At 40.7% G+C, this 26,827-nt stretch carries 24 protein-coding genes; 7 read left to right on the forward strand and 17 right to left on the reverse strand.

The genetic code is table 11. The features are described 5' to 3' along the window. The first annotated feature begins 190 nt into the window (after positions 1-190). Positions 191-1,360, forward strand: a complete 1,170-nt coding sequence (locus OM33_RS12585; protein WP_038642172.1) for a lipid-transfer protein — start codon at positions 191-193, stop codon at positions 1,358-1,360. A gap of 71 nt (positions 1,361-1,431) precedes the next feature. Here OM33_RS12585 and OM33_RS12590 read toward each other — a convergent pair whose 3' ends face one another. The 7 genes from OM33_RS12590 to OM33_RS12615 all read right to left on the reverse strand — a co-directional run bounded on the left by OM33_RS12590 (position 1,432) and on the right by OM33_RS12615 (position 7,262). After that, positions 1,432-1,758 (reverse strand): YbaB/EbfC family nucleoid-associated protein, encoded by a 327-nt coding sequence (locus OM33_RS12590; RefSeq protein ID WP_038642173.1) that lies wholly within the window; start codon positions 1,756-1,758, stop codon positions 1,432-1,434. 45 nt (positions 1,759-1,803) lie between these two features. Then, on the reverse strand, positions 1,804-4,179 hold the full coding sequence (gene dnaX, locus OM33_RS12595) for a DNA polymerase III subunit gamma/tau (RefSeq protein ID WP_038642176.1): 2,376 nt from the start codon (positions 4,177-4,179) through the stop codon (positions 1,804-1,806). Continuing rightward, the gene (gene apt, locus OM33_RS12600; protein WP_038642177.1) at positions 4,180-4,731 is read right to left on the reverse strand and encodes an adenine phosphoribosyltransferase; all 552 of its coding nucleotides are present in this window, start codon (positions 4,729-4,731) and stop codon (positions 4,180-4,182) included. Between the two features lie 155 nt (positions 4,732-4,886). Then, the gene (locus OM33_RS22930) at positions 4,887-5,012 is read right to left on the reverse strand and encodes a hypothetical protein (protein ID WP_267884427.1); all 126 of its coding nucleotides are present in this window, start codon (positions 5,010-5,012) and stop codon (positions 4,887-4,889) included. Between the two features lie 70 nt (positions 5,013-5,082). After that, a complete protein-coding gene (locus OM33_RS12605; RefSeq protein ID WP_038642179.1) occupies positions 5,083-5,817 on the reverse strand; it encodes an HvfC family RiPP maturation protein in 735 nt (244 codons plus the stop codon). Beyond that, positions 5,817-6,632, reverse strand: a complete 816-nt coding sequence (locus tag OM33_RS12610; protein WP_038643363.1) for an HvfB family MNIO-type RiPP peptide maturase — start codon at positions 6,630-6,632, stop codon at positions 5,817-5,819. Before OM33_RS12610 ends, OM33_RS12605 begins: the two co-directional genes overlap by 1 nt. A gap of 90 nt (positions 6,633-6,722) precedes the next feature. Further along, a complete protein-coding gene (locus tag OM33_RS12615) occupies positions 6,723-7,262 on the reverse strand; it encodes an HvfA family oxazolone/thioamide-modified RiPP metallophore (RefSeq protein ID WP_038642181.1) in 540 nt (179 codons plus the stop codon). A 222-nt stretch (positions 7,263-7,484) separates the two neighbouring features. On the opposite strand from OM33_RS12615, the gene OM33_RS12620 reads away from it, so the two are divergent. After that, positions 7,485-8,450, forward strand: coding sequence for a tRNA-dihydrouridine synthase (locus OM33_RS12620; RefSeq protein WP_038642183.1), 966 nt, complete (start codon positions 7,485-7,487; stop codon positions 8,448-8,450). An 83-nt stretch (positions 8,451-8,533) separates the two neighbouring features. Then, a complete protein-coding gene (locus tag OM33_RS12625) occupies positions 8,534-8,863 on the forward strand; it encodes a TraR/DksA family transcriptional regulator (protein ID WP_052141002.1) in 330 nt (109 codons plus the stop codon). A gap of 138 nt (positions 8,864-9,001) precedes the next feature. Here OM33_RS12625 and OM33_RS12630 read toward each other — a convergent pair whose 3' ends face one another. Further along, positions 9,002-9,982, reverse strand: a complete 981-nt coding sequence (locus OM33_RS12630) for a hypothetical protein (RefSeq protein WP_038642186.1) — start codon at positions 9,980-9,982, stop codon at positions 9,002-9,004. Between the two features lie 41 nt (positions 9,983-10,023). Between OM33_RS12630 and OM33_RS12635 the strand changes: the two genes are divergently transcribed. Continuing rightward, positions 10,024-10,530: a GGDEF domain-containing protein gene (locus tag OM33_RS12635; protein WP_038642188.1), complete on the forward strand. Its 507-nt coding sequence runs from the start codon at positions 10,024-10,026 to the stop codon at positions 10,528-10,530. A gap of 63 nt (positions 10,531-10,593) precedes the next feature. Here the strand turns inward: OM33_RS12635 and OM33_RS12640 are convergent, their stop codons facing one another. From OM33_RS12640 to OM33_RS12680, 9 genes are all read right to left on the reverse strand, one after another. After that, positions 10,594-11,877 (reverse strand): tetratricopeptide repeat protein, encoded by a 1,284-nt coding sequence (locus OM33_RS12640; RefSeq protein WP_038642190.1) that lies wholly within the window; start codon positions 11,875-11,877, stop codon positions 10,594-10,596. An 8-nt stretch (positions 11,878-11,885) separates the two neighbouring features. Continuing rightward, on the reverse strand, positions 11,886-12,500 hold the full coding sequence (locus OM33_RS12645) for an energy transducer TonB (RefSeq protein WP_038642192.1): 615 nt from the start codon (positions 12,498-12,500) through the stop codon (positions 11,886-11,888). Next, on the reverse strand, positions 12,500-12,901 hold the full coding sequence (locus tag OM33_RS12650) for an ExbD/TolR family protein (RefSeq protein ID WP_038642194.1): 402 nt from the start codon (positions 12,899-12,901) through the stop codon (positions 12,500-12,502). The genes OM33_RS12645 and OM33_RS12650 overlap by 1 nt, the downstream gene beginning before the upstream one ends. Before the next feature lie 14 nt (positions 12,902-12,915). Further along, a complete protein-coding gene (locus OM33_RS12655; protein WP_038642196.1) occupies positions 12,916-13,440 on the reverse strand; it encodes a MotA/TolQ/ExbB proton channel family protein in 525 nt (174 codons plus the stop codon). Then, a complete protein-coding gene (locus OM33_RS12660; RefSeq protein WP_038642198.1) occupies positions 13,440-14,804 on the reverse strand; it encodes a MotA/TolQ/ExbB proton channel family protein in 1,365 nt (454 codons plus the stop codon). The genes OM33_RS12655 and OM33_RS12660 overlap by 1 nt, the downstream gene beginning before the upstream one ends. 5 nt (positions 14,805-14,809) lie before the next feature. Beyond that, positions 14,810-15,580, reverse strand: a complete 771-nt coding sequence (locus OM33_RS12665) for a DUF3450 domain-containing protein (protein ID WP_038642200.1) — start codon at positions 15,578-15,580, stop codon at positions 14,810-14,812. A gap of 388 nt (positions 15,581-15,968) precedes the next feature. Beyond that, complete coding sequence (locus OM33_RS12670) at positions 15,969-17,645, reverse strand: tetratricopeptide repeat-containing sulfotransferase family protein (protein ID WP_038642201.1); 1,677 nt, start codon at positions 17,643-17,645, stop codon at positions 15,969-15,971. Between the two features lie 99 nt (positions 17,646-17,744). Further along, positions 17,745-20,603 (reverse strand): TonB-dependent receptor, encoded by a 2,859-nt coding sequence (locus OM33_RS12675; RefSeq protein ID WP_038642203.1) that lies wholly within the window; start codon positions 20,601-20,603, stop codon positions 17,745-17,747. A gap of 319 nt (positions 20,604-20,922) precedes the next feature. Beyond that, positions 20,923-23,265: a DNA polymerase II gene (locus OM33_RS12680; RefSeq protein WP_038642205.1), complete on the reverse strand. Its 2,343-nt coding sequence runs from the start codon at positions 23,263-23,265 to the stop codon at positions 20,923-20,925. Positions 23,266-23,385: 120 nt separating this feature from the next. Between OM33_RS12680 and dinG the strand changes: the two genes are divergently transcribed. From dinG to OM33_RS12695, 3 genes are read left to right on the forward strand one after another with little or no spacing between them, the layout of a single operon-like run. Further along, positions 23,386-25,458, forward strand: a complete 2,073-nt coding sequence (gene dinG / locus OM33_RS12685) for an ATP-dependent DNA helicase DinG (RefSeq protein ID WP_038642207.1) — start codon at positions 23,386-23,388, stop codon at positions 25,456-25,458. Continuing rightward, positions 25,458-26,234, forward strand: coding sequence for a sulfite exporter TauE/SafE family protein (locus OM33_RS12690; protein WP_038642209.1), 777 nt, complete (start codon positions 25,458-25,460; stop codon positions 26,232-26,234). Before dinG ends, OM33_RS12690 begins: the two co-directional genes overlap by 1 nt. Next, positions 26,227-26,823 (forward strand): primosomal replication protein, encoded by a 597-nt coding sequence (locus OM33_RS12695; protein ID WP_038643365.1) that lies wholly within the window; start codon positions 26,227-26,229, stop codon positions 26,821-26,823. Before OM33_RS12690 ends, OM33_RS12695 begins: the two co-directional genes overlap by 8 nt. Positions 26,824-26,827 lie beyond the last annotated feature (4 nt).

Genomic DNA, 26,827 nt, shown 5'->3' on the forward strand with positions numbered 1-26,827 from the left:
ATAAAGGTTTTCGTAATTTAAATTGCGAACTATTGAAGCGTCGTTTTTATAGCGTTATTTTTGCTGTTTATACGTTCCATAACCCAAACAACGTATTAAAAAGTAAGCTATTTAGTTAAGATTTAAATCACTTAATACTTGGTATTTAATGTAAAAATAAAATTCAGATAATAAAAACAATAGGCTGAAAATGAAAAATGTAATCGTTGCTGGCGTCGGTATGACACAGTTTTGCAAACCTGGCCAACAAGAGCCATACCGTGTAATGGCTGCAAACGCTATTAGATTGGCACTTGCTGACGCTGGGATTAATGTAAGCCACATCGAACAAGGCTATGCAGCTTATATTTATGGCGATAGTACCTGTGGGCAACATGCATTTTATGATGTTGCACAAACTGGTATTCCCATCATTAATCTTAATAATAATTGCTCAAGTGGCTCAACAGCCCTCTATACTGCACGGCAAGCAATATTGTCTGGTGAAGTTGAGTGTGTTGTGGCTTTTGGCTTTGAGGAAATGCAACCTGGCGCGTTAGGATCACATTGGTCTGACAGAGAGAACCCGTTTGATAGAGCCAATGCAGTGTATGATAAATTTGGTATTCCAAATGCACCGATTGCGCTACGTGCATTTGGTGCAGCCGGAAAACATTATATGGAAAAATATAATGTAACCAGCGAGCTTTATGCAAAAGTGGCCGTAAAATCACGAAGTCATGCCATTCATAACCCTTATTCGTTATTTTCAACGCCACTTACCGTAGAAAGTGTACTTAATGACAAAATTATTTTTGATGACTATATGACACGCACTATGGCGTGTCCGCCTACCTGTGGGGCTGCTGCTGTCATTCTGTGTAGTGAGGCATTCGCTAAAAAACATGCGATTAAATATGGGGTGAAAATTATTGGTCAAGCAATGGCAACCGACACCCAAGAGTCATGGCAAGATCCAATTCTCTCTGTTGGCGCGGATATGACTAAACGCGCCGCCGAAAAAGCGTTTAACCTCGCAGGTGTTTCTCCTCAAGATGTTGATGTAATTGAATTACATGATTGCTTTACCACCAATGAAGTAATTAATTATGAAGCACTTGGATTATGTGAAGAAGGCGAAGCAATAAAGCTTATTTCAGACGGTGATAATACTTACGGCGGTAAGTTTGTGATTGGCCCCTCCGGAGGTTTGATGTCAAAAGGTCACCCTATTGGTGCAACGGGTATCGCACAATGTGTTGAATTAAGCTGGCATTTACGAGGCCAAGCAGGAAAAAGACAAGTTGAGGGCGCAAGATTAGCATTACAGCATAATGTGGGCTTGGGTGGCGCTGTGGTAGTTACTCTTTACCAAAAGTAGTTTTGAATTCTGATAAATATAAAAATAGCGCCAAAAGGCGCTATTTTTATAAACATTAAATGCTTTCTAAATTAGAACGGCATTTTGAAGCCAGGAGGCATCTGCATACCACCAGTTACGGTAGCCATTTTCTCTGCTGTGCCTTCTTCTACGCGGCGAACTGCATCGTTGATTGCTGCTGCAACTAGATCTTCGATCATTTCTTTGTCGTCTTCCATTAGTGACTCATCAATGTCGATGCGACGCACATTATGGCTACCTAGCATAGTTACTTTCACAAGGCCTGCGCCTGCTTCACCAACCACTTCCATATTTTTAATTTCTTCTTGGGCTTTTTGCATGCGCTCTTGCATTTGCTGCGCTTGCTTCATCATGTTACCCATTCCGCCTTTAAACATAATTTTTCTCTCTTTTAATGCATGGCAGCTAGGCTACCAACAAAATTATAATGCCTTTATTGTACCTTCATCTAGCTCTGCGTCAAAGTGTGTCATGAGTTGAGTGATGATTGGATCGTTTTTAATGGTATGCACGGCTTGTTGATGACGAAATGCATCAATCTTTTGCTGAATTTTAAACGGCGTATGTTCAACTACATCGTTAAATTCTATTGCGAGTTCAACCTGCAAATTTTTTAATTGAGATAACGCTTGCTGTAATTGATTGCGAAGCATTGGCGAATCTAAGTGCTTTTGCTCAGAATCGACTAGCAAATTAACCTGTGCACCCTGCTCTTGGTAAATACTGTGCAATGCAAATTGTCGCACGCGACCACCCAGCCCCATTGTTTCAATTTTATTTGCCCACTCGTCTTGCTGATGGGCAAAACGTTCTTGCGAAATTGGGCTTTCAAAGCCTTCAATTATTTGTGGCTCTGGTGCAGGTGCAACTTCTTGCTTTGGCTCTGGCGCTAATTGTTCGATTAACTCAGGCGCCACATGTTTTGTTTCACCACGGTATTTTTCAAGAGGGCTTTGTTTTGGTTTTGCACCATTTTCGCCCCTTTGCTGGGGCTCAGTCTTTTTTATCGATGTTTCGCTACCATCCGGTTGAATAAGTGAACCAGAACCAGATACATTGCGACGCGCTAAAATTTTAGCAATGGCTTCGGCTTCGTTATTAAAGCTTTGCTCAAAACTTGGCTGTTGTGTTTCTTCAGCAATAGGCTGAGCTGGCACAGCAGGTTCACCTTCTTGCACTGGTGCATTGTCAAACTGTTGCTGTTGCTGTTGCTGTTGCTGTTGCTGTTGCTGTTGCTGTTGCTGTTGCTGTTGCTGTTGCTGTTGCTGTTGCTGTTGCTGTTGCTGTTGCTGTTGCTGTTGCTGTTGCTGTTGCTGTTGCTGTTGCTGTTGCTGTTGCTGTTGCTGTTGCTCAAACATTGCAGGCGCTGGCGATTGCGCTGTCAACTGCTCAGCTTGAGCAAGTACATCATCCATTTGTTGATTTACTTGTTGCTCTAATTCAACTTGCGCTATCTCAGGCGCACTTTGTACTGGCTGTGTTTGTTCTATTGTTGGCGCTTCAACTGGCGCAGGTGCAGCAGAAATAGGTTGAACTGGTTCAGATTGTGGCTCTGGTTGTGGCTTTTGTTGAAGCTCTGGTTGCGCAGTCGGCTTATTTTCAAGCGCTTCTTTTTGTTTTTTTAATTGCTCTTTTAATGAAACACGTGCGCTTGGAGTTGCTTGTGTTGTTTGCACTTGTTGGCTTTGCTCAGCTGACGGCTGTGCTTGCATGCCTGCTGGCTCAAACGCCAATAATTTTAGCATGACCATTTCAAAGCCAAGTTGCTCTGTAGGGGCTAGCATTAAGTCTTTTTTACCGTTTAACAGCAGCTGGTAATACACTTGAATTTCGCGGGTGTCTGCCTCTACAGCAAGCTGGCTAATAAAGTCAGCATATTGTTCACTCAACTGTGCGGCTGTTGGCACTAATTTAGCAACCAATACCAAATGACAAAGCTTAATTAAATCATCTAAAACAGCGCCATAGTTGCCGTTTTGTAAGCACAATTTTGCACTTAGCTCTAATAAACTATCACCATCGCTTGCCATGGCCGCAATCAATAAACTTTGCGCCCACGTAATATCCATTAACCCCAGCATTTGTTTTGTTGCTTGGTGGGTAATATTGCCGTTGGTTTGCGCGATTGCTTGGTCTGTTAAACTCAGTGCATCACGCATACTGCCCTTGGCACTTTGCGCGAGTTGTTTGAGCGCTTCAGGTTCGAAAGCTAACTGTTCTTGATTAAGAATATGCGTTAACTGAGTGTCGATTTCATTTTCAGAAAGCGCTGCTAAGTTAAATTGCAAACAGCGAGATAAAATCGTAACGGGTAGTTTTTGCGGATCGGTCGTCGCAAGTAAGAACTTTACGTGCTCTGGTGGCTCTTCTAAGGTTTTTAAAAGCGCATTAAAGCTGTGCTTAGAGAGCATGTGTACTTCATCGATAAGATACACTTTATAGCGGCCACGGGTTGGCGCATATTGTACGTTATCGAGAATTTCACGGGTGTCTTCAACTTTGGTGCGTGACGCTGCATCGATTTCAATCAGGTCGATAAAACGGCCCTGCTCGATATCAACACAGGCATTACAGCTGCCACACGGCTGACTAGTAATGCCTAATTCACAATTAAGGCTTTTTGCAAAAATTCTGGCAATAGTGGTTTTGCCTACACCACGGGTACCGGTAAATAAATACGCATGGTGCAATCGCTTTTGATCAAGCGCGTTAACCAAGGCTTGTTTTACGTGTTGCTGTCCAACTAACTGATGAAAGTTTTGTGGACGCCACTTTCTTGCCAGAACTTGATAGCTCATTTACTCGCCTTCAAACTCAACTAGTTTAAGAATATTTAAGCCAAGACCTGCTAAACGGTCTTCACCACCTAGTTCAGGTAATGAAATTACAAATGCAGCATCACTTGCTTTACCACCTAACTTTTCAACAAGTTTTACGGTTGCTTCAATAGTGCCGCCTGTTGCAAGTAAATCGTCTACAAGTAACACTTTGTCGCCTGGCTTAATTGCATCTTTATGAATTTCGAGTGTGTCTTCACCGTACTCTAGTTGATACGATTGCGAAACTGTTTCACGTGGTAATTTGCCCGGCTTGCGCACTGGAACAAATGGAATGCCTAATTCAAGCGCAAGTGGCGCGCCAAAAATAAAGCCGCGTGACTCTGTGCCAATAATGACATCAAACGCTTGGTTTTTATATGTTTCTACGAGTGCTTTTTGCACTGTTTGAAATGCTTTTGGCTCAGCTAACAAACTAGTAATATCGCGAAACATAATGCCTGGTTTTGGATAGTCTGGCACAGTCGCAATACTGTTTTTTACTAGTTCTAAGTCTGAAACTGACAAGGTCATGGTTTTCCCCAATATTTTAATTACAGGTCATTATACAAAGTTTGACATAAAAACGAATATCAAATGCGGAGGATTAGTGAGATTAGCGTATTTCAGAAACAATAAAGGCCGATAAATCGGCCAAATCATCACGAAAATACGTGGCGGTATTTAAATTAAGCGCTTAGTAAAGTCGCCCAACCTAGAATTGCATTTAAACAACCAATGCCTGCAAACACAGCTAGGAAACCAATGAAGTATTTTGCATTGAACGGGTCTTTAAAATCACCTTTTTGCGCCATAATTACCTCTACATCTTAAGCACGAAAAATCGCCGCATATGATAGAGGAAGTTGATCTAGATCAAAAGTGTTATTTTGTGACCAATACGCCTTTTTCGGCCAGATCTAATAATGTAGTTTTTAAACCACTTTCGAGTACCGCAGCTTCAACTTGTGGTAACACCGATTGCATCACTTCAAGTAAAGCAGCAAAGCTAATACCTGCGTTACTTTCTATATGCTGTAATAAATGTGCGGTAATGCCATTTATAGCAACAAATTGAATGTCATCGTCGTTATCACGGTAAATCACTAAGTGGTTACCTTCGTCCATTACATTCAAGTGCGGGTTATCACTTGATGCAAATTGCACTGGGTAGGCATAACTTACTCGCCATGCAAGTGACGAGAAACACATTGGTTGGGTTTGAATATCGGCAATTTTCCCTTCATTTGGGTCTTGATCTGCAATTGAAAGTGCAAGCTCAACCCATTCATAGTGGGCTAGCTCCAGCATGTATTCAGGATCAGCATCTGTGCGTTGATATTCATTTGATAAAAACGCCATGAACTCTTCTGAAATTTGTAAAAAATAAGGCGATTTGCAATCGTGCTGGCTAAAAAACTTGCGCACTAAGGCGAGCCAATCATCTTCGCTATAGAGCGAGTGCAATACTGGAAATGCAGAGCTAACAAAGCCTTCTACATTATTAAAAAAGAGTTCGCGATAGATTGCTAAACGGCGATCTTCAATATCTGGAAACGCGTTTTTTTCAGGGTCGCGAATGTGTTGCATAAAAGCATTTTGTGTTGCTTGAAAACTCATTAAGCACTTTCTCGCTTGCTTTGCTCGGCTTGAATTGTCGAAATTGTATTTACTTCGTTTAATAACTCAGACATTGCAGGAATATTAAAATCACGTTCTAACAAGGTTGGGAAAACCCCGTGAATTTGATAAGCCTCACGTAGAAGCTGCCACACTGGGTCGATTACATCTGCACCATGGGTATCAACAATTAAATCTTCTGCTTCGTTGTAATGACCTGCAATATGGCCATAACGAATGCGCTTTGAAGGTAAGCCTTTTAAAAATTCAGTGGCACTGTAACCATGGTTTATAGCGTTAACATAAATATTATTTACATCGAGCAGTAACTCACAATCCGCCTCTTCAAGCACTAAATTTGTAAAATCTAATTCTGAAATTTGTTGTGCTGGCGCAGCATAGTAAGAGACATTTTCCATTGCGATTGGCATTTCGAGAATATCCTGCACAGTCCGAATACGCTCTGCAACATAGCGAGCTGACTCTTCACTAAATGGAATTGGCATCAAGTCATACATATGGCCTTTACCAGAACAGTAACTTAAATGTTCACTGTATGCTTTGATATTGTGCTGTTTAAAGAACACCTTAAGCTCTTTAATAAAATTAATATCCAGCGGTTCTGGCGAACCAATAGAAAGAGAGAGTCCGTGACATACAAAATTATGTTGCTCGGTAAGTTGTTTGAATTTTTTACCTAATGCACCACCTAAGATAAGCCAGTTTTCGGGCGCAACTTCTAAAAAGTCGACTTGCTTTGGGTAGCTTTCGATGAGTGGATCGAGCATTTCTCGTCTTAGTCCAAGCCCTACCATTCCAAAGTTTTGATTTTTCACTGCCCCTCCAAACCTAATTATTATGTAATTAACAAAAAGGCCAGCTTAGCTGGCCTTTAAATCTATTAATTAACGGTGGCCACCGCATTTACCTTCGCCACACTTGCCTTCTTTTTTAGCTTTTTTGTCGCCACCGCATTTGCCTTCGCCACACTTGCCTTCTTTCTTAGCTTTGTGGTCGCCACCGCATTTGCCTTCGCCGCACTTGCCTTCTTTTTTAGCTTTGTGGTCGCCGCCGCATTTGCCTTCGCCACACTTACCTTCTTTTTTAGCTTTTTTGTCGCCACCGCATTTGCCTTCGCCACACTTGCCTTCTTTCTTAGCTTTGTGGTCGCCACCGCATTTGCCTTCGCCGCACTTGCCTTCTTTCTTAGCTTTTTTGTCGCCGCCGCATTTGCCTTCGCCACATTTGCCTTCTTTCTCAGCTTTTTTGTCGCCACCGCATTTGCCTTCGCCACATTTACCTTCACCTGCGTCAAGCATGTAACCCGCTTGCATTGCCGTAACTTGGAATGGGTTTGCGTTTGCTGCCGTTGCTACAAGGCTTGATGCACCAATTACTGCCGCACCTACTGTCATTGCTACTGAATTTTTATTAAGTGTTTTCATAGTTGTCTCGTTTTACGTTTACTTGATTATTTAAAATGACCTAGCTTTTAAATATATTCTTTCAAATAAATTTAATTTTTTAGTCAATTATTTAGTAAATCTCATTATGGTACAGCTAACCCATTGAGCAATCTCAGTTTAGCCTTGTATTTAAAAAAATAATAGTGTTTAGCTTTCAAGCTCGTTAAAATCGCCGCCGAGAATTACCAGGTATGCATTGCAATGAAACTAATTTTGGCCCCAATGGAAGGCGTTGTTGACTTCCATATGAGAGAACTACTTACCGATTTTGGTGGGTTTGATTTATGTGTTACCGAATTTGTTCGTGTTGTCGATGCCCTTCTACCTCCCCGTGTGTTTTACCGCTATTGCCCTGAGCTTAACTTTTCTGGCAAAACAAAAGCAGGCACACCTGTGCGCATTCAATTGCTTGGGCAAAACGCGCCTATTCTGGCCGAAAATGCTGTTCGTGCCGTTGAATTAGGCTCTTATGGCGTAGATTTAAACTTTGGCTGCCCTGCAAAAACAGTGAACAAAAGTAAAGGTGGCGCAGTGTTACTTAAAGAGCCTGAACAAATTTATCAAATTGTGAAAGCTGTTCGAGATGCTGTTCCTGATGCACATGAGGTATCAGCCAAAGTGCGACTTGGTTTTGATGATAGCTCGCAAAGCCATGAGATTTTTGATGCGGTAAATAGTGCCGGTGCCAATAGCATTGCAATTCATGCCAGAACCAAACGGGATGGCTATCGTCCTCCGGCTTATTGGGAAAAAATTAAGCCTCTTAAAGAAAATAAGAATATTGAAGTTGTTGCTAATGGTGAAGTGTGGAATTTTGAGCACTATTTACTTTGTCAGGAACGCAGTGGTTGCGAGCACGTCATGCTTGGACGAGGTGCATTAGCGCAGCCTGATCTTGCCGCAGAAATTGCGGCTAGACGCGCTTCAAAAAGTTATACCCCCATTTCTTGGCAACAAGTACTTGCACATATTGTCGACTCCAATATGCACTGCGATGGCGGAAACAGCGAACGCTATTTTGCCAGTCGCACAAAACAGTGGCTTGCATACTTAAAGCTGCATTACCCTGAAGCTGAAATTTTCTTTGAAGAAATTAAGCGCTTAAAATCAAGCCAAGAAGTGCTAGATAAAATTTTACAGGCGAGTAACAAAGTCACGACTTGTTGATTCATATCATGTCAGATTTTTAAGCTGCCCCTATAATCGACAATTGCACTATCTATGTGCTTGGAATTGAAAGGGGAATGCGAATGACAGTATCACTTGAGTTATTCAGACGACGGTTAAAAGTAGAACTTGATACTTTACGCGAAGAGGTTGTTGAACATTATGGACAAGTACAGCCAGCGTTAGTAAATGACTTACATTCGATCAACTACAGTGATTGGCCAGATTTTCTGGAAAAGCATTTTCTATTGAACCACGAACCTAAACTGAATCGTTTAGTTCAATTAGAAGCTGCGTTGGCGCAATTTGAAATTGGCCAATATGGCTATTGTGCCGACTGTGAAGAGCCGATTGAATTAGAGCTATTAGATGCGGATCCTGCAGCGCAACGCTGTAAACGCTGCAGCCATTAGATTATAGCAAGTAGCTCTTCTCTGTTTGCAGCTGCTTGTATGGCATGTGCACCAACAAGGGCAATTGTGTTGGTGTTATGCCGCGTAATGCGCGAAACGTTTAAATGCCAAACAAGCACTGCAAAGAACCATCACTCTTTAATTAACCAATGGTAAGTTCACCATTGCAAGGGCAGGTTCTTTTAATATCTTACTCAGAATAACCTCTGCCTGTGACTGGTCTATTTCTAATTGTTTGATTAAAACTGTTAGTGCGTGCTCACTACTCCACGATTGAGCATGAACACCATAATCTACTTCAGCTATCGTAGCTTGTTCTAAGCCAAATCTGATATTTGCAAACTCTTGCAAGCGATTGCTATAACCTGTTCGCCAATCTAACCCTAATGTGTTTGCACACTGAGTTGTTGTAAAGCAGTTGATAAACTGCCCTTCAGATTTAACCGCTGGCTTCATCGCAAGAATACTATTAAGAATATCACTCGGTTTCACAGCACTACCTACAAAGTAATTCAGACGTGCTTGATACCAATCTTTGCCATTTGGCAGTGAACCAATACCATTGCCTCTTCGTGGTAAATAGGTGTTTAAGTAGTCATCAAATTGACCGAGTGCTGAAAAAGCTTGCTGGTAATCATTCAACTTAGCTTTGGTTTGTGCGACTTGAGCTCGCAATGCTGCTAGTTCGAAATGACTTAATCTCACTTTATCTTGATATGCTCGGCTCATTTTCTTTTGTGTAAAGTTGATAAAAGTGATGATGGCTTGCTCGTCTATTGTTGAAGCCGTTTTTAAATAGTTAGTTATCGGGTTCGCATTATGTGGCCAAGGGAAGAAACGTTCAGTAAAGCGCTGTTCTATCATAAGTAATGCAACCTCAGCATCACTTGGCATTGCCTGCATTAGTTGCTTTAAAAGTTGGTCTCTTTGGATTAAATACGCATCATTAAACGGCCATAGAAACGCAGTATTTTGCTCTGAAACAGGCAACAGTAAATTGTTGAGTTGTTTAAACTCAGCAACCAGCTCTTGCTTTGGTCTTGTTTGTGCTTGCTTTTCACAACCAATTAATAAAAAAGCCAAACAAAAAACAACGAATAATTGCGTAATTTTATTCAATTTAATCTAACCTTAATAAAGAGTATAAATCTGGAGCGCATATGATTTTTTCATTTCAAAACGCCTCATTTCGCGACACAGAGACAGGATTATACAACCAAGCTTACTTTATGGAAATTTTTAACCGCGAATGGCACCGATTGATCCGTGATAAAGATAGTTTATCAATTTTATTATTTAACCCACATATCAAAATGTTAAATGATGCTGATACCGCTAAATTGATCCAAATAGCCAATGTACTCACAGGGCAAACACTGCGAAGCACAGACATTACTTGCCGTTTCAATAAGCACTGTTTTGCTATGGGATTATTTGGCTTAGATACAGATGGCACCAAAGTGATTGTTGAGCGCATTCAGCATGCATTGTCAGAACAAGAAAAGTTAGGCCTGTTACATTGCAACATTAGTATTGGTGCAGTGAATGTTATGCCTCAGTTAGGCATTGAACCAGAGCTTGTGTTTGAGAAAACAATTTCGGCGCTACATTGTGCTGAAGAGAGTGGTGTTAATACCTACCAAATAGAAACTTACTCTATTCACTGAGTACACCACTGGATTTTAGCCAATAAAAAAGCCCCATCAGGGGCTTTTTTTGCGCAATACATATTAGATTTTAACGCCTTTACGGACCGCTTTATCTTTAATGTACTGAGACCAGCTCTTAGCAAATTTCTTCGTTTGCGGGTAATCTACCGCTTTACGAACGTTTTGATAAGCCAACTTGTACTTTTCTTGCTGAAGGTAAGCTTCTGCAAGGTCTAAGTAAATTTGACCTTTCTTGTTATTGCCAAGCTCTAATGCTTTGTCTAAGTATTTCACAGCTAATGCATAGTTTTCGCTAGTAACTAACATTGAGCCAGCTTTACGATATAACTCAGAGTCATTATCGAAATCAGCTGCTTCAACATATAGTTTTGCTGCCTTCTCATAATGTTTTGCATTATGGAAGTATGCACCAAGTGTAGAAACTGAAGATTTGTCTTTCTTAACTTTCTTTGCTTTTACCGCTTTTTCAAGTGTTACACCTGCTTGGTAAGGCATTTCGTTAAGTGAGTATAAACTTGCTAAGAACTTAAAGTGGTTCGCTGTTTCAAGCGCACCATTTCGCTCTGCTACTTTCGCAGCTGCAAGACCTTTTTTGTAGTCTTCAACTGTCATGTAGAAAGAAGCTAAACGAGTCCATAGTTTGTACTCAGTTGGCCAAATCTTAACTTGCTCTTCACTTGTTTTAATCGCGTTATTAAATTGTTTAAGCTCAACGTAAGCACCTACTTTTAAGTCGTAAGCGTTTTTAATTGGCTCTTTTTTCGACAATTCAATTGCACGATCTGCTGGAGCAAGGATGTTCTTATACTCTTTTGTTTCGTAGTAAGTCGCTGCAATTGCAAGATAAACTTTTGCATCTTCCTCACCCGTAAAGTCCATCCAAGCATAATAAGACTCACGAGCCTCTTTATATTGCTTTTCTTGACGTTGTAAGTCTGCAATTAGCTTCATTACCGTCGCTTGGTCTTTAAAGTTAAGAACATCTGGCTTAGCTGCCGCTTTAGCAAGACGAATTGCGTCGTCAAACTTTTCAAGCTGGTAGCTCATTTGCGCCATGTAGTAATCAACCTGCGCTTTATCAAACTGATCTGAAGGATCAATGTCTTTCAGCATTGTTAAAGCAGCTGGAATGTCACCCTCGATTCCTTTTTCCTGGTCGCCGTTGTAAACATCAAATGCTTTAACAACTTTTTTACCAGTACGTTCACCCATTACTTTGGTTTTGCGTTTCTTGCGTTCTTCAATTTTTGCAGGATCAGCTTTTGCCAAAGTAGGTGCAGAGTAAACTGCACCACCAAGCGAAATTAATAAGGCAAGCGCTGTTACTTTAGATAAAGTTTTCATACTGCCTCCTAACCTTGGTCAAGTTTAAAGTCGAGTTGAACTTCAATGCCAGCTTGACGTTGTGGTTTACCATCAACGATCTTAGGCTTGTATTTCCACTTACGTAGAGCACGTTTTGCTTCACGGTCGAAAATACGTTTCGGTTCAGCGTTAATTACTTCAATATCAGTTACACCACCCACTTCATCGATAGTAAAGCGAAGTTGTACCCAACCTTCTTTACCATCACGCGCAGCTTGTGGCGGATATTTAGGCTCAATTCGAACGATAGGTGTAGCATCACCATCTCGGCCAAATGCGCCTGGGCCATCTAGACCACCTGCCGTACCACCAACATCAATTGATGGCATATTAAACTGTAATCCAGAGTTACTATTACTCGAATTATCAGGTTGTGGCGGCTGCGGTTTAGGCGGCTGCTTAGGTGGCGGCGGAGGCGGAGGCGGTACACGCTTCCTCTCCTGCACCTTTGATTCAGGCGGATTCGTCATAATTTCGACTACAATCTGCTCTTGGTCATTGGCGGCGCGTTTATCGCCGCCAGAAATCAAGAACGCCATGAAATAAAATAAGCCGAAAGTAACTGCCCCACCTGCAATCAGTGAAAACAGAAAACGAATCATTACTTATCTCCAGCGATTGAAATTTTCAAGTCACCAGTGGCCTTGATTTGGTCCATAACTTTCATAACCACACCGTGTTTCGCTTCTTTATCCGCCTGGATAATTACGATTTCAGTAGGTTGTTCAGCTAATAGACGCTCGATGTTTGCAGATACACGCTCTACATCTACCTGACGCTTATCCATCCAAACTTCGCCGTTACCACGAATTGCAATAAAGATATTTGCATTTTTCTTCTTGGTAGCTTGCGCAGCTTTAGGTTTGTTTACATCAATACCGGCTTCTTTAACAAATGACGTTGTTACGATAAAGAAGATAAGCATGATGAAAACAATATCCAGCATCGGTGTCATATCTACCGCTGCATCTTCATCTTCACGGATACGTTTATTACGTGCCATATTCAAATCTCTCTCTAGTGATGCGGCAAGCTATCAATCAGTTTATTCTTAGCCATCTTCGCTTTCGCTTCTAGACGTGTGCTAAAGAATACACCTGATAGTGCTGCAACCATTCCAGCCATTGTTGGGATCGTCGCCATTGAAATACCTGATGCCATCAAACGTGCATTACCAGTACCTTGAGTCGCCATGGTTTCGAAAACCGCGATCATACCCGTTACGGTACCTAGTAAGCCGATAAGTGGACAAACAGCTACTAATGTTTTGATCAACAACATACGCTCATCTAATTTCTCAGACGCTTCAGAAATCCATGCTTCGCGGATTCTGTGTGCGTACCAAGACGTAGTGTCTTGGCGGGCGTCCCAGTTAGCGATGATCCCTTTTTTCATTTTAGGGAACACACTAGTTAGGAACCAATAGCGCTCAATCATTAATACCCACATAAGAAAGAGTGCTATTGCGACCACATAAAGTACTTGGCCGCCTGTAGCAACAAAATCCCTGACAGATTCCCAGATCTCTATCAGGACTAGCATTAGGCTTTCTCCTTCTCCGCGTGAGCAGCAATGATACCAGCGCTTTGCTCATCAAGGATGTGTAGTACAGACTTAGAACGGCTCGCAACGATAGCGTGAACTAGGATTAACGGAAGTGCCGCGATTAGACCTAGAGCAGTTGTTACAAGTGCCATTGAGATTGAACCAGCCATAATCTTCGGATCACCTGTACCGAATAATGTGATTTGCTGGAATGTTTCGATCATACCTACAACAGTACCTAATAGACCCATTAGAGGTGCAATAGCTGCGAAGATCTTGATGATGTTAACACCTGCTTCGATGCGTGGCGTTTCACGTAGAATCGCTTCATCAAGCTTAAGCTCAAGGTTTTCAACATCTTCTGCTTTGTTGTCTTGGTAAACTTTAAGAATACGACCAAGCGGGTTGTTTTCGTTTGGTGTGTTAAGGTTCTTAAGTTGTGATTTGATCTTACCAGTAGTCATAGTTAGGTCAGCAAGACGAATGATCGCGATGATGAAACCAATAACTAGTAATACTGCGATTAGGTAACCAACTGTACCACCTTGGTGGAAACGCTCTTCGTGAGTAGCTTTCTGCGTGTTTAGACGAAGAATTGAACCACGAGTAGGGTCAGTGTAGAAACCTGTGTATGAACCAGCAGCTGTTGACTGTAAGTTAGCAGCTGAAGAAAGAACGTAACCATCTGGTTGACGACCTAACGGCTGGATTTGCTTTGTTTCTGGGTGGTAAATTAAGTAACCTTGATCAGAGATAAGGTTGAAGTTACCTATACGCGTTACTTTAGCGTTAACTTCTGAACCGTCTAACTGAGCAACTTTAGCTTCGAAAGATGATACTTTCGCAGACTCAGTCATTTCAGTTTGAAGACCAATCCAAAGTTCTTCTAGTTCGCGAGTAGTTGGTAGTTCTTTAGCAGCAGCTAGAGAACGAAGTACTTCTTCACGTCCTGGCTTTTCAGCAGAAACAAGTGATGCTTCAATTGAACCAATTGTTTCAGATGCAGCACGACGTACAACACCGAACATTTCACCAAGCGTACCTTTAGCAGTTTCTAATTCTGCTTCTTTAGACGCTAGTGTTGCTTCGTTTTGTGCGTATTGCTTTTTAAGACGATCACCACGAGCTTCTTCAGCAGCAAGTTCACGCTTAGCTTTATTTAATAACGCTTGCTTGTCAGCACGAGCTGATAAAAACTCTTGCTCACGTTGCTTGTTGATTTTACCAGACGAGATACGCTCTTGTTTAACTTGCTCAAGGATTTTATCTAGAGCAGCTGTATCTGCGTGTGCATTTAGCGCAGCACCTGCAGAAACAGAAAGAACAGCAGCAACTGCTAAACCTTTAAATAGTTTCTTCATCGTGATTACTCCGCGCCAAAGATTGGAAGTTCAACTAGATCTAACGCTTTTTGCTTACGCGCCATACGGATAAGATCTGTAATTGGGCTTAGGTATTCGTCACCTAGCTTATCCCACTGCTTAGTAGAGTTGTTCCATACCCAAGCATTCTTAAGGTCTAGAGACTGAGCTACATAAGCGATACGACCAACACGACCGAAGTCTACAGTGATATCACGACCATCAAGGTTAAGTGCACCCTGAGTAGCAGTAACAACTGTGCTGTAATCTTTTTCAGTTAGGTATGCTTCAAGAACCTGACGGTATTTCTCTGAAGTAGTAACTGATGCATTAGTCATTAATTCACGTAATTTTTCAACACGGTCTAAACGCTTTTCAGTGTCAAAAGGAACGTCCGCTTTGATGAATTGCTCAAGCGTATCGATCATGCGATACATCAAAGGCACAACGTTACGTTTAGTTGTATCGATTTCTTTGATTTGCTTATTTAATGATTCAATGCCCGCATTTTGGTCAGCAACCAAACGCGCTAGGTGATCATTATAAACTTTTAGGATCTCAGTTTGGTTAACCGTAGAATCATATTCAGCTTTCAGTTCAACTGTTTGCTCGAATACGTTATCGATTTTGTTCTGAGACTTTTGTGCAGCCTTAATAGTCTGACCTTCAACATTGTGAATGTCTTTCAAAGGATCTGCCATCACATTGCTGCTTGTAAGTGCAACCGCGCCAACCAACGCTGAAGCTACAAGACTTTTTCTGATTTTAACAGACATAGTTCCCAACCAATTAAGTAATGTTACTTTTTTAGAATTTAAACTGATTAAAACTCAATCATAAATGGGTGCACTTTAAAAATGCACCAACTCACCAATAATGCTAAATGGATACAAAAGTGTCAACTCTCAAACTTAGTAAAATACTGCTTCGAGTTGAATTTGTAGCGAACCGCCACAAAACTGTAAACATTCCATTTACAATTGATCTTTTTTTGAATCAAGATTGAGGCATTGAATCTAAACCGCTAGCGACATAAAGACAATATTTTTAGTAAAAACATATTAACAGTTTAGGCATTGAATATTTTTTTAAAAAAAAACAGTTTTTAAAATGCAAAAGGGGCGTAATTCCTGCCCCTATTTAATATTTATGCAATTTGAGTGATTAATTTAATAACCTAATTAGGCTATTCAATTGCTCTTTGTACTGCTGCCAAAGATTAATCGTGCGTGTATACATAGGTTCTCTCACCTGAACTGCACTAGCAGTTTGCACAAGCGATGGCGTTTTATAAAACTCAAGGCACTGTTGTTGCCACTCTAAGCCGCACTTTTCTAGTAAAAAAGGTACTTCTTGCTCTGGATTTTGTGCTAATTGCTCGTAATTAACATCGATTATTTCTTCTGGAAATTCACGATGCCAATGTGCCATTAGCTTTTCATAACCATTATAATAGTGTGCAAGTGCTTCTAAGTTATAAGCAAAACGATAATTGTCATTGCTAAAGTTTTTCTTATAAATCGATAAACAGGTATCCTTTTTATTTCGCTGACAATGGATAATTTTAGCATTTGGGAAAAGAATTTTAATGATACCGACCATCAAAAAATTTAATGGCAATTTATCTGTTATAAATTGATGGTTGTTTGTCAGTGAGGATAACTTTTCAAGATACATTTCTGTAAGCTGAGTTACTTGTTCTTTATTAACCGAAGCTAAATCATCAAACATATAATGCTGTTTGTTTAAAAGCGAGCAACCCGCAGAAAAGAGTGTTTCTATCTCTCCTGCGCTATAAACATCACTGTGTGACCCTATAATTTTTTCTATCAAGGTAGTTCCTGAACGTGGCATACCTATAATAAATATAGGCTTAGCTGATTTACTACCAAACTGTTGTAACGGTTTAACTGCCTTCCGAGTGAACACCGATTTGATATTTTCCATAAATGCTAAATCACTGTTTACATCGTAATTAAGCATACTAAACCTTAGATCGTTACCCTGCTTTAGATAACTAAAGGACTTATCGAAGTGTCCCGTTTGCTCATTTGCTTTAGCCAATGAAAAAGCAAGCAGTATACGATCTTGCTGAGTAAGTTGTGTTTCACTCCAGAGAGACTCTAATTGCGTCAGATGCTTGTGCCCTTCAGTTTTATAATTAGTAACAACCGATAAGCCATAATGTGCCATAATAAAAAAATTATTCAACGCAACCGCTTTTAAGTAGTAGCTTTTGGCCGCCGTAATATCGCCTTTCGTTTTATTTATTGTGGCAAGTGAATAATGGGCCTTTGCGTTACTGTCATCATCATTTAACATCTCTTCAAATAATGCTTCTGCTTTGTCGTACTGATTTGCTTGAATGTATAAATTACCTAAATAGTCAGTGAGCAGTTTTTTTGCTGCTTTATCTGCTAATTCTGTTTTACACACAGATATAGCTCGCTCCAAATCACCAACTTGAGCAAAACAAAAACTCATGCCGAGTAAATCCACAACTGAAGTAGGCATTAATTGGCATGCTTGTTGGTAATGGGAAATTGCTCGGTTAAAGTCACGTTTATTTTTTTTAATTACTGCCAAGGCATGATGTTTTGAATATGCTTCATAAGGTGAGTTAATTAATTGCTGCAACACATTTTCTGCGTAATCAAAATTATTTGTCTCAAATAGGATCAATGCAGCTTCTAGAATCGCAGGTTCATAGTGTGCCAAATGTTGGAAAATGTCATTCACATAGCTCAGCGCTTCTGAATAATTTTTATTACGCCTAGCAGTCGTAGCTTTTTGCAAGAGGTTTGCCTGATGAGGAGTTAATTTTACGTCGCCTTGCTTCATTATTTCCCTACTTTATTATCTAACCACTTTGTTTTTATTTTCACATAAAAAAAGCCTGCAATTGCAGGCTTTTTTACTAATTTAGCATTTAAGCATAAATTAGAAAGTCATGTTAACACTTAGGTGAATGAAACGACCTAGCGAATCATAGAAACCTGAGATAGTGTTAGCATTTGTAGACAGTGAGTTACCAACCATTGGCGGCTCTTCATCAAGGATGTTGTTCACACCACCGATTACTGTTACGTGCTCGTTGATTGAGTAGCTACCTGATACATCAAAGAAGTTGTATGAATCTACACCACCAGCTTCAGCAAGTTTTGTATCTGCAGTGCCGTCGTAATCAACTTCACCGTAGAAACGCCACTTAGCAGTTACACGCCAATCGTTCATTGAGTAATCAGCTTGGAAAGTGTGACGCCACTTAGGAGTAGTGAAACAGTCTGTGCTGATAGTACCTGTACAATCATAATCAAGGCTAGAGTCAGCAAGTACTGGTTGTACTAGCTTCTTGATGTTGTAGTAACCGTTGATACCTAGGTCAAGAGTACCTTCACCTAAATCCATGCTGTAGTTAGCTGTAAGGTCAACACCACGCCAGTGACGGCCACCGATGTTGTCGCTAAGGTTAGAGATATAACCTTCTTGACCTAACCATAGGCTACCTGAAGCACTACGCTTGATGTTATCACAGAAGAATGCATCACCTGTTGTAGCACAGTTGTTAAGAATACGTTCTGCACCTACTGACGCGATTACATTTTCCATTTGGATATCGAAGTAATCGATAGTGAAGTTGAAGTTATCAAATGGGTTAGCAACTAAACCAAATGTAATTGTATCAGCTTCTTCTGGCTTAAGGTTCGGGTTACCACCTGCAACTTGGTTGTATTGACCAGCTGGAGATTTAGAAACAGCACCTGTACCGTATTGTGCAGCTGTCATACCTGTACGCTGACATTGCTCAAGTGAGTAAGAAGGATCTGTACCCGCACACGGATCATCACCAGTCCAAAGACCAATGTTCTGTGCTGAGAATAGCTCACCTACGTTAGGAGCACGAATTGCTTTTGCAAAGCTTGCACGGAATTTGTAAGCGTCAGCTAGTGTGTAATCTGCACCTACAGTGAATGTAGTGTCAGAACCAGAAGTTGAGTAATCAGACCAACGGAATGCCGCGTTCATGTTTAACTCGTCAAGTACTGGTACTTGGAATTCTGAGAAGAATTCTGTTACTTCGATGTCACCAGCTAAGCTTGCTGAAGGACCACCTTGACCAAGTAATTGACCTTCTTCATATACAGTGTCAGAAATACGCTCGTAAGTTTGCTCACGACGTTCGAAACCGAATACAGCTGCAACTGGTGCTGGAGCCGAAGGAATGTGTAGTTGCTCGATTTCACCTGAAACGTAACCGTTTAAGATTTGTTGAGTAACTAGACCAGTTTGGATACCAACACCTGCAAGTTGTGCAGCTTGCTCAGGAGTAACACCGTTTAGTTCGAATACGTTGTAGTATAGACAGCCATCAGCTTCAACACACTCAGTACCTACAGCGCCAACACGTGGACCAATCTTAGGTGCTAGTAAGTCATTGATGTAAACAGAGCTTGAAGACGTTGCTGAGTAGTTGTAGCTAACATCGTATGACCAAAGGTCATTGATCTCACCTTCAAGACCAGTAATGATACGGTATGAAGAGTGCTCTAGGTTGTTAGCACGAGGACCACCTTCAACGTTACGCTTACCGATGTAAGCTACGAATTGGTCATCATCGCCTTGGTTGAACCAAGTTTGAAGCTGTTGCTTCTGAACGTCAGATAATAATGGGTTGTTGTAATCTAGAACGAATTCTTCGTTGAAGAAAGTACCAGATTCAGCAATCTGACCCGCTGTACGGTTGTGCATGAAAGATGCTTCAAGGTACGGACGGAAGTTGTCATTGATTTCGTAGTTTACGAAAGTACCAAACGAGAAACGCTCGTTAGGACGCATGAAGTGGTTAACTGGTGCATAGTTATAACGGTAGCCATCATCTTCGATGAAACCATTACCATTTGGATTTAGGTAACCCCAGAAGTTTTGTGAATAGTCTGGTGAACCGTCAACGATTGGGTACATGTCAAAGTGTGGGTTAGGCGTATTTGCAGAACCACCACAAGCAGACTGTGTACGGTTTAACGCACAAGAAGAATAGTCACGAGAACCTTGAAGTAGTTCATCGTTACGACGCCATACAGCGTACGCAACTGCGTTACCTTTATCACCGTCGAATGCACCACCGATAGCTAAATCGATGCTGTATGAACGACCATCAATGCCTGAACTACCGCTTGGGTAATCGAAGCCTTTGTCATCCATTAAACCTTGGATGTATTTGTTGTCGTTGTTGTGCTGGTAACCAGAAGCACCGAAGTTCATTTGAAGACCTTCGAAGTCATCGTTCATGATGAAGTTAACAACACCCGCTACTGCGTCTGCACCGTATACCGCTGCAGCACCACCAGTAAGAACTTCAACACGCTTGATTAGTGAAGCTGGAATTTGGTTAACGTCTGGTGATTGAGACGTGATTGAACCTGCTTGAAGACGACGGCCATTTACAAGAACAAGAGTACGGTTTGAACCAAGACCACGTAAGTCAAGAGTCGCTGTACCTGATGCGCCATTCGATAAGAAAGAAGTTTCAGCAGCTTCGATTTGAGGAAGTTGGTTTAAGATATCTTCAACGCGAGAATAACCCGAAAGCTTAATCTCTTCAGCTGACATTACTGTTACAGGGCTTGCGCCTTCCATATCAGTACGCTTGATACGAGAACCAGTAACTTCGATACGCTCTACTTGCTCGGCAGCTTGTTGTTCTTCAGCAGCATTAGCGTTTGCTGCAAACACAGCAGTGCTAGCACCACCAAAAGCGATCGCTAAACGAACCGCCTTAGCTAGTTTATTATTTAACATTTAGATTTCTCCCTGGACCACATTTGTGGATTTACTTTTATTTACAATCTAACGATTAGTTGATTGTTTTTTATGTTGAGTCGAAACTCTTTATCCGAGGGCAATAATAATCATAAGGGTAAACATCGGTCAACAAGTGTTTATAAAGTTTTAACATTTGAGACCAATTTGTTTCAGCCGGATCACATTTATACACACATAGAAACATCTACAAACCGACATTAACAACAGAATAAGCAACTGAAATGTATACAATTTTTTATATTTAATTAGCGATAGGCAATTTGTAATCAATTAATTACATTTTTTTTGAACTTTTTTAGAACAAGCTTTGTTGCTCATTAACTAATTGTTCAAAACTTAGCTGTAACTCTTTCTCAATTGCTTCCACAATGGGCTTTAACTGTTTATCTAAATAGTGTTGATAATCGATTTTATTTAGATGAGTAATGTGCTGTTCAGGTAGATAGAGTGGTCCATCAAGGGTAATTACATAACTTACCCAATCACCGCGTTTAATGAAAAAGTCTGGATGCACTACCTGATAATCTAATACTGCGCGAACATGAGGTGGAATATTGCGGCGGTACATTTCGAGGTCTTGCCCTAAACGTTTGCGATACACTAATTTATCGTCCAGCTCACCTGATTTTAATAATTTAACCTGAGTGGTGATGTATTCTTCCACCGCTTGATTGGTGAAAAGCTTTTGATAAAGTTCTGTTTGAAATTCTTTAGCAAGAACAGTCCAGTCTCCTCTGGCTGCTTCTAGCCCTTTGAATATCAGTTTACCCGTTTGATTAATGCCAGCATATCGTTTTTTTGACCCAGTAGTTTCACCACGTAATGTTGGCATAAAGAATGGTTTGTAATGCGTTTCAAACTCAAGCTCCAATGCACTCTCTAACCCTTTCTCTGAAAGAACCTTTCGCCAATAGGTATTAATTGATTGCGCAAGCTCTCTACCAATGTCATCACATTGTCGCTGTGAATTATTGCCATCAATGGCAACGAAAGTGGAGTCAGTGTCACCATAAATAACCTGAAACCCTTTTTCTTCGATGAGTTGCTTTGTGGTTTTCATGATCTCGTGCCCACGCATCGTAATTGAACTCGACAAACGTGGGTCAAAAAAACGACAACCATAAGAACCTAGGACCCCATAAAAACTATTCATTATAATCTTTATGGCATAGGACATTGTCTCATCATGTTCTTTTTTCGCTACTTCACGGGCCTGCCAAAGCTGTAAAATTAATTCCGGTATAAAATGTTCTGTGCGTGAAAACTTTGCACCATTAAACCCTTCAATCGCGTTATCTTGTTTTAGCCCTTCAACTAACCCAAGAGGATCAATTTTAAAACTGCGGATAATCGACGGATAAAGGCTTTTATAGTCAAGTACTAATACGTTTTGATAAAGCCCTGGGATAGAATCCATAACATAACCACCAGGGCTCTCAAAGTGCACAGGTGACTCACCTAGATTAGGTGCGATGTAGCCAGCTCGATGTAAATGGGGTAAGTATAGATTTGTAAATGCAGCCACTGAGCCACCCAACCGGTGAAGGTCAAGACCCGTTAACTTCGCACGTGCAATGGCAAAGTCAATCAAGGATTTATTTTCAAAGATATCCCAGACCAATTTGCAATCTTGTAAGTTATATTTTGCGAGTGCTTCTTTTTCATATTTAAACTGACGTTCAATTTCTGCGAGTGTATCGCCGCCTTGAATTAACTTCTCCTCCCCTAACAACTCATAACTTACTTGGCCTAAACGGAAACTTGAAAAGTGATAACTGGCATTTTTAAGCATATCGATGCCATCCAACACTATCCGCCCTGGCAGGATTAATTTATTCACTTTAGACTGGCTGAGTCGCAATTGACTCGAAAATCGCCCAATTGGTAACTTAAGTCCGAGTTCTTCCGCCCGTTTAAATAATACTGAAAAGTCAAAATCAATTACATTCCAGCCAATCATTATGTCTGGGTCAAGTTCTTCAATAATTTCAACAAATCGTTTGAGTAAAGCAGTTTCATCGTTAACCCACTCTAACCAATGTAATGGCTGGCCTTTGCCAATCATCACTACTTTTTGAAACGTTGCATTATAAAAGCCAATAGAATATAAAACGCCTAACCCACTGCATTCGATATCCAGTGACAAACATGTGAGTTCACTTGATAACAAACTTGTTTCATCACTTTTAGCAAGCTTGGCTTGATAAAGGCAATGCACTCCATTTTTAAATTGGTAGCGTCCTTTCGCCCACGCTTGGCCTTGAATAAAACGCTCCATTAAGTAACGGTCGCAATGCTTAATATCTTGTTCGTATAGCACCAACCCTGATTCATTGGCGCAGGCTTTTGCAGCAAAAAAAGCTTTCAAGTTGGTAAAATAAAAACCCACAACTTTGCTTTGATTAAAATGCTTTAACGCTAATGGTTTTTGTTGGAAACGAATGCCTTCGCGAGTTAGGGTTGAGGCAAACCAATTCGCATCTTCAGCTAAACAAAAGACCACAACGTGTTCTTTTTCAACTTCAACACGCACCGGACCTTCTTTGGCTTTAAGCCAAAAAACAAGCACCAGTTTGCCGTCACGGTCAAATTGTTGTTTTGTTAATAATAAACCTGAAAAGGTACGCTCTAACGCCATTCAAATATCAAACGAGTAAATAATCGCACCAGTTTAACAAAAGAAAATTTAACTGTATTGCATTGTTATTCATTGCCTTGGGCTTTAAAATCAGCAAAACGCCTTTTCCTCGGACCCTACATGCTGGCTGATTCCCTAAAAAAAACGATTCGTACAATTCATACTAATATTGCAGCCAAACTTCCAGATTATCATTCGCGTCCGAGTCAAAACTACTTAGTGGCCGAAATTGCTAAAACACTTGCTGGAAACTACCATCGTACTGAGCGCATTGCTGTTATTGAAGCAGGCACAGGGACGGGTAAGTCATTAGCTTATTGCTTAGCTGCTATTCCCTATGCGAAACAACACAAAAAAAGCCTTATTATTTCAACGGCCACCGTGGCGCTTCAGGAACAATTAATCAACAAAGAGTTACCTTTTTTTGCCAAACATGCTGGTATTGACATTAGTTATGAATTAGCCAAAGGCCGTCAGCGCTACGTCTGTGCAGAGCGCTTGTATAACGCATTACTCGATGATCCATCTCAGCTAAATTTTTTAGCTACAACAGATGCACCACTTAGCGAAAAAGAACAAGACCTTATTAAACAGCTCCAAGCAGCTTATAAAAAAGGAACTTGGCAAGGTGACAGAGATACTTGGCCCAGCGTTATTTCTGATAACGTGTGGCGTCTGATTCAAAGTGACAAACATTCTTGCCAGAGACAATTAGCAAGCCATGCTCACTGTCCTTTTCATAGTGCGCGCGATCGTTTAGCAAAAGCCGATGTTATTATTGTAAATCATTCGCTGTTACTCGCTGACTTAGAACTGGGCGGCGGTGTTATTTTACCTGAACCTGCCGATAGTATTTATGTGATAGATGAAGCACATCATTTACCCCAAGTCGCCAGAGATTTTTCATCGGCATCTAGCACCTTGGTAGCGACATTAGAGTGGCTTGAAAAACTCGCGAAATTTAATCAAAAAATGGCTAATACAATTAGCTCAACACGCGCTACAGGGCTTAATTTCAAACTAGCCGATGCCATAAATGACAGTGCAAAAGATCTCAAAAATGTTAAAACGTTTTTTGCCGATAATTATTTCGTGTTTAATGAAGACAATGTCCATCGCTTTGAACAAGGGCAACTACCTAAAGGCATTACTCATTGGGTTAAAGATTTAAAACAATCATCTGCAAACATGCTTAAGTTTTTAACCAAAATGCATGATGCACTAACACTCGACTTATCCGATGGCGATGTCAGCAAGAAAGTTGCTGAGCCGATACTCGCAGAAAGCGGTTTATATTTAACGCGACTAGACAGCTTTGCCAAACTGTGGGGCAATTTATCTATTGAGCAATCAAACCCGCCCCATGCACGATGGCTAAAACAACTCGAATATAAAAACCATGTGGATTATTTGCTTGCAGACTGCCCTATTCAAGTAGGCTATTACCTTCATGATAAACTGTGGCAAGAATGCGCAGGCGCCGTTCTTTGTTCGGCTACTCTATCTGCACTTGGCTCGTTTGATCATTTTGCATTTGAAGCCGGCCTTAAACCGATTGAAGGCGTTAAATACATAAAAGCACAATCGCCTTTTGATTATAAAGACAAAGCGGTATTAACCATTCCAAATATTAGCAAAGAGCCTAATCATAAAGAATTTAGCGACGAGCTAGTTAAAGTTCTACCAAACTACATTAAAAAAGATGAAGCTAACTTAGTATTATTTGCTTCGTATTGGCAGATGAATCAAGTTGCCGAAGGACTAAGAAAAAAAGGTTTTAGCTTGTTACTACAAGGCGAAGCTTCGCGTGACGCATTACTGACACTTCATCGTGATAAAGTTAAAAATGGCAAAGGCTCGATCTTATTTGGTACACAAAGCTTTTCCGAAGGCCTTGATTTACCAGGTGACTTATTAACAAATCTCATTATTACCAAAATCCCGTTTGCTGTGCCAACATCCCCCATAGAACAAGCGCAAAGTGAATATATCGAAACGAAAGGTGGTAATCCATTTTTGTCTATTACAGTACCGGAAGCGGCAAAGAAATTAGTACAAAGCTGTGGTAGACTGCTTCGTAAAGAGTCTGATAGCGGCGAAATAACCATTCTAGATAGACGTTTAGTGACTAAACGTTATGGTAAAGCCATGCTCGACTCACTACCTCCGTTCAAACGAAAAATCGAGTACTAATGATTGAAATTGCTTTAGAGCCTACAACTTGGCTTGTGTTGTGCTCCGCCGCGCTAGCAGCAGGCTTTATTGATGCTGTTGCCGGTGGTGGTGGCATGCTAACCGTGCCTGCGTTACTTACAGCAGGCCTTCCGCCTCACTTAGCACTCGGTACCAATAAACTCGCTGCCAGTTTTGGCTCGTTTACTGCTAGCTTCACTTATTACAAAAAAAAGTTATTTAATCCTCGGTTCTGGCTTGTATCTGCTTGCGCAACAGCGCTAGGAGCTATCCTAGGTACGCTTGTTGTTGATTTTTTAACACAAGATTTTCTTAATCTGCTCATACCGATTGTGATTATTTGTGTTGCAGTTTACAGCTTATTAAATAAGAACCAATTTGCTGAAAATATGCAGTTACCTGAGCCCTCATCTCAGTTAAAAGTAAAACAAACATGGCAAGGATTAACAATTGGATTTTACGATGGTGTAGCAGGCCCAGGAGCAGGCACTTTTTGGACCGCATCCAATAGCTTTTTGTACAAAATGGGCATACTGCTGAATTGTGGTCTTGCAAGGTCTATGAACTTTATTAGTAATGTGGTTTCACTGGCGACATTTGTCGTACTTGGTCATGTTCACTTTATGCTAGGTTTAACCATGGGTGCGTTTATCATGCTCGGCGCATGGATTGGCGCGCATTCAGCAATTAAGTTTGGTAGCAAATTAATAAAACCTGTATTTAATACTGTCGTTATTGTACTTGCAATTAAATTAATATTTGATGTTTATGCGTAATACTCACTCGCAGATCTCAACATTGTTACAACAAGTAGCTAGGTTAAAAGTTAGCTGCCAACAATTCGATCAGCAAAAGCTGTTTAAAAGCGAACGCTTTGTAAAAAATCAGCATGGCTTATTTGAGCATCATTTATTTCGTACGAAAAGTATTAACCTATCAGACTATTTGAACGAGGTAGTCGAGAATATCGAGTCTTTACCACCTGCTGAACGCAGAAACGCACACCGCTTTGCTCTTGAAACCATTGCACAACAAATTGAAGCGATTATTACAGCCTTAAAAGCCACCAGCGTTTGGCAAAAAGAACAACAATTTAAGCCAGTAACACGCTATAAGAAAGTTGTTAAGAAAATTATTCAGTCTTCCCAGGAGCTTTACCGCGAATTATCGCAAAATCATGAGTTTGAAAGGCGGTTAATGGAAATGATTGAAATCAGACAAAGTGAAAAGCTTAATTGCAGTGATGCCAGAGCCAATGAACTGAATAAAGAAATATTAGTTCTGCATGGTAGACTTGGTCGCTGTCGCAAAGCGATAACATCCGTTGAAGAAAAAATACAACTAGCTGAAAAATCAAACCGCTAATGGC

The sequence above is a fragment of the Pseudoalteromonas piratica genome, from assembly GCF_000788395.1.
GTDB lineage: Bacteria > Pseudomonadota > Gammaproteobacteria > Enterobacterales > Alteromonadaceae > Pseudoalteromonas > Pseudoalteromonas piratica.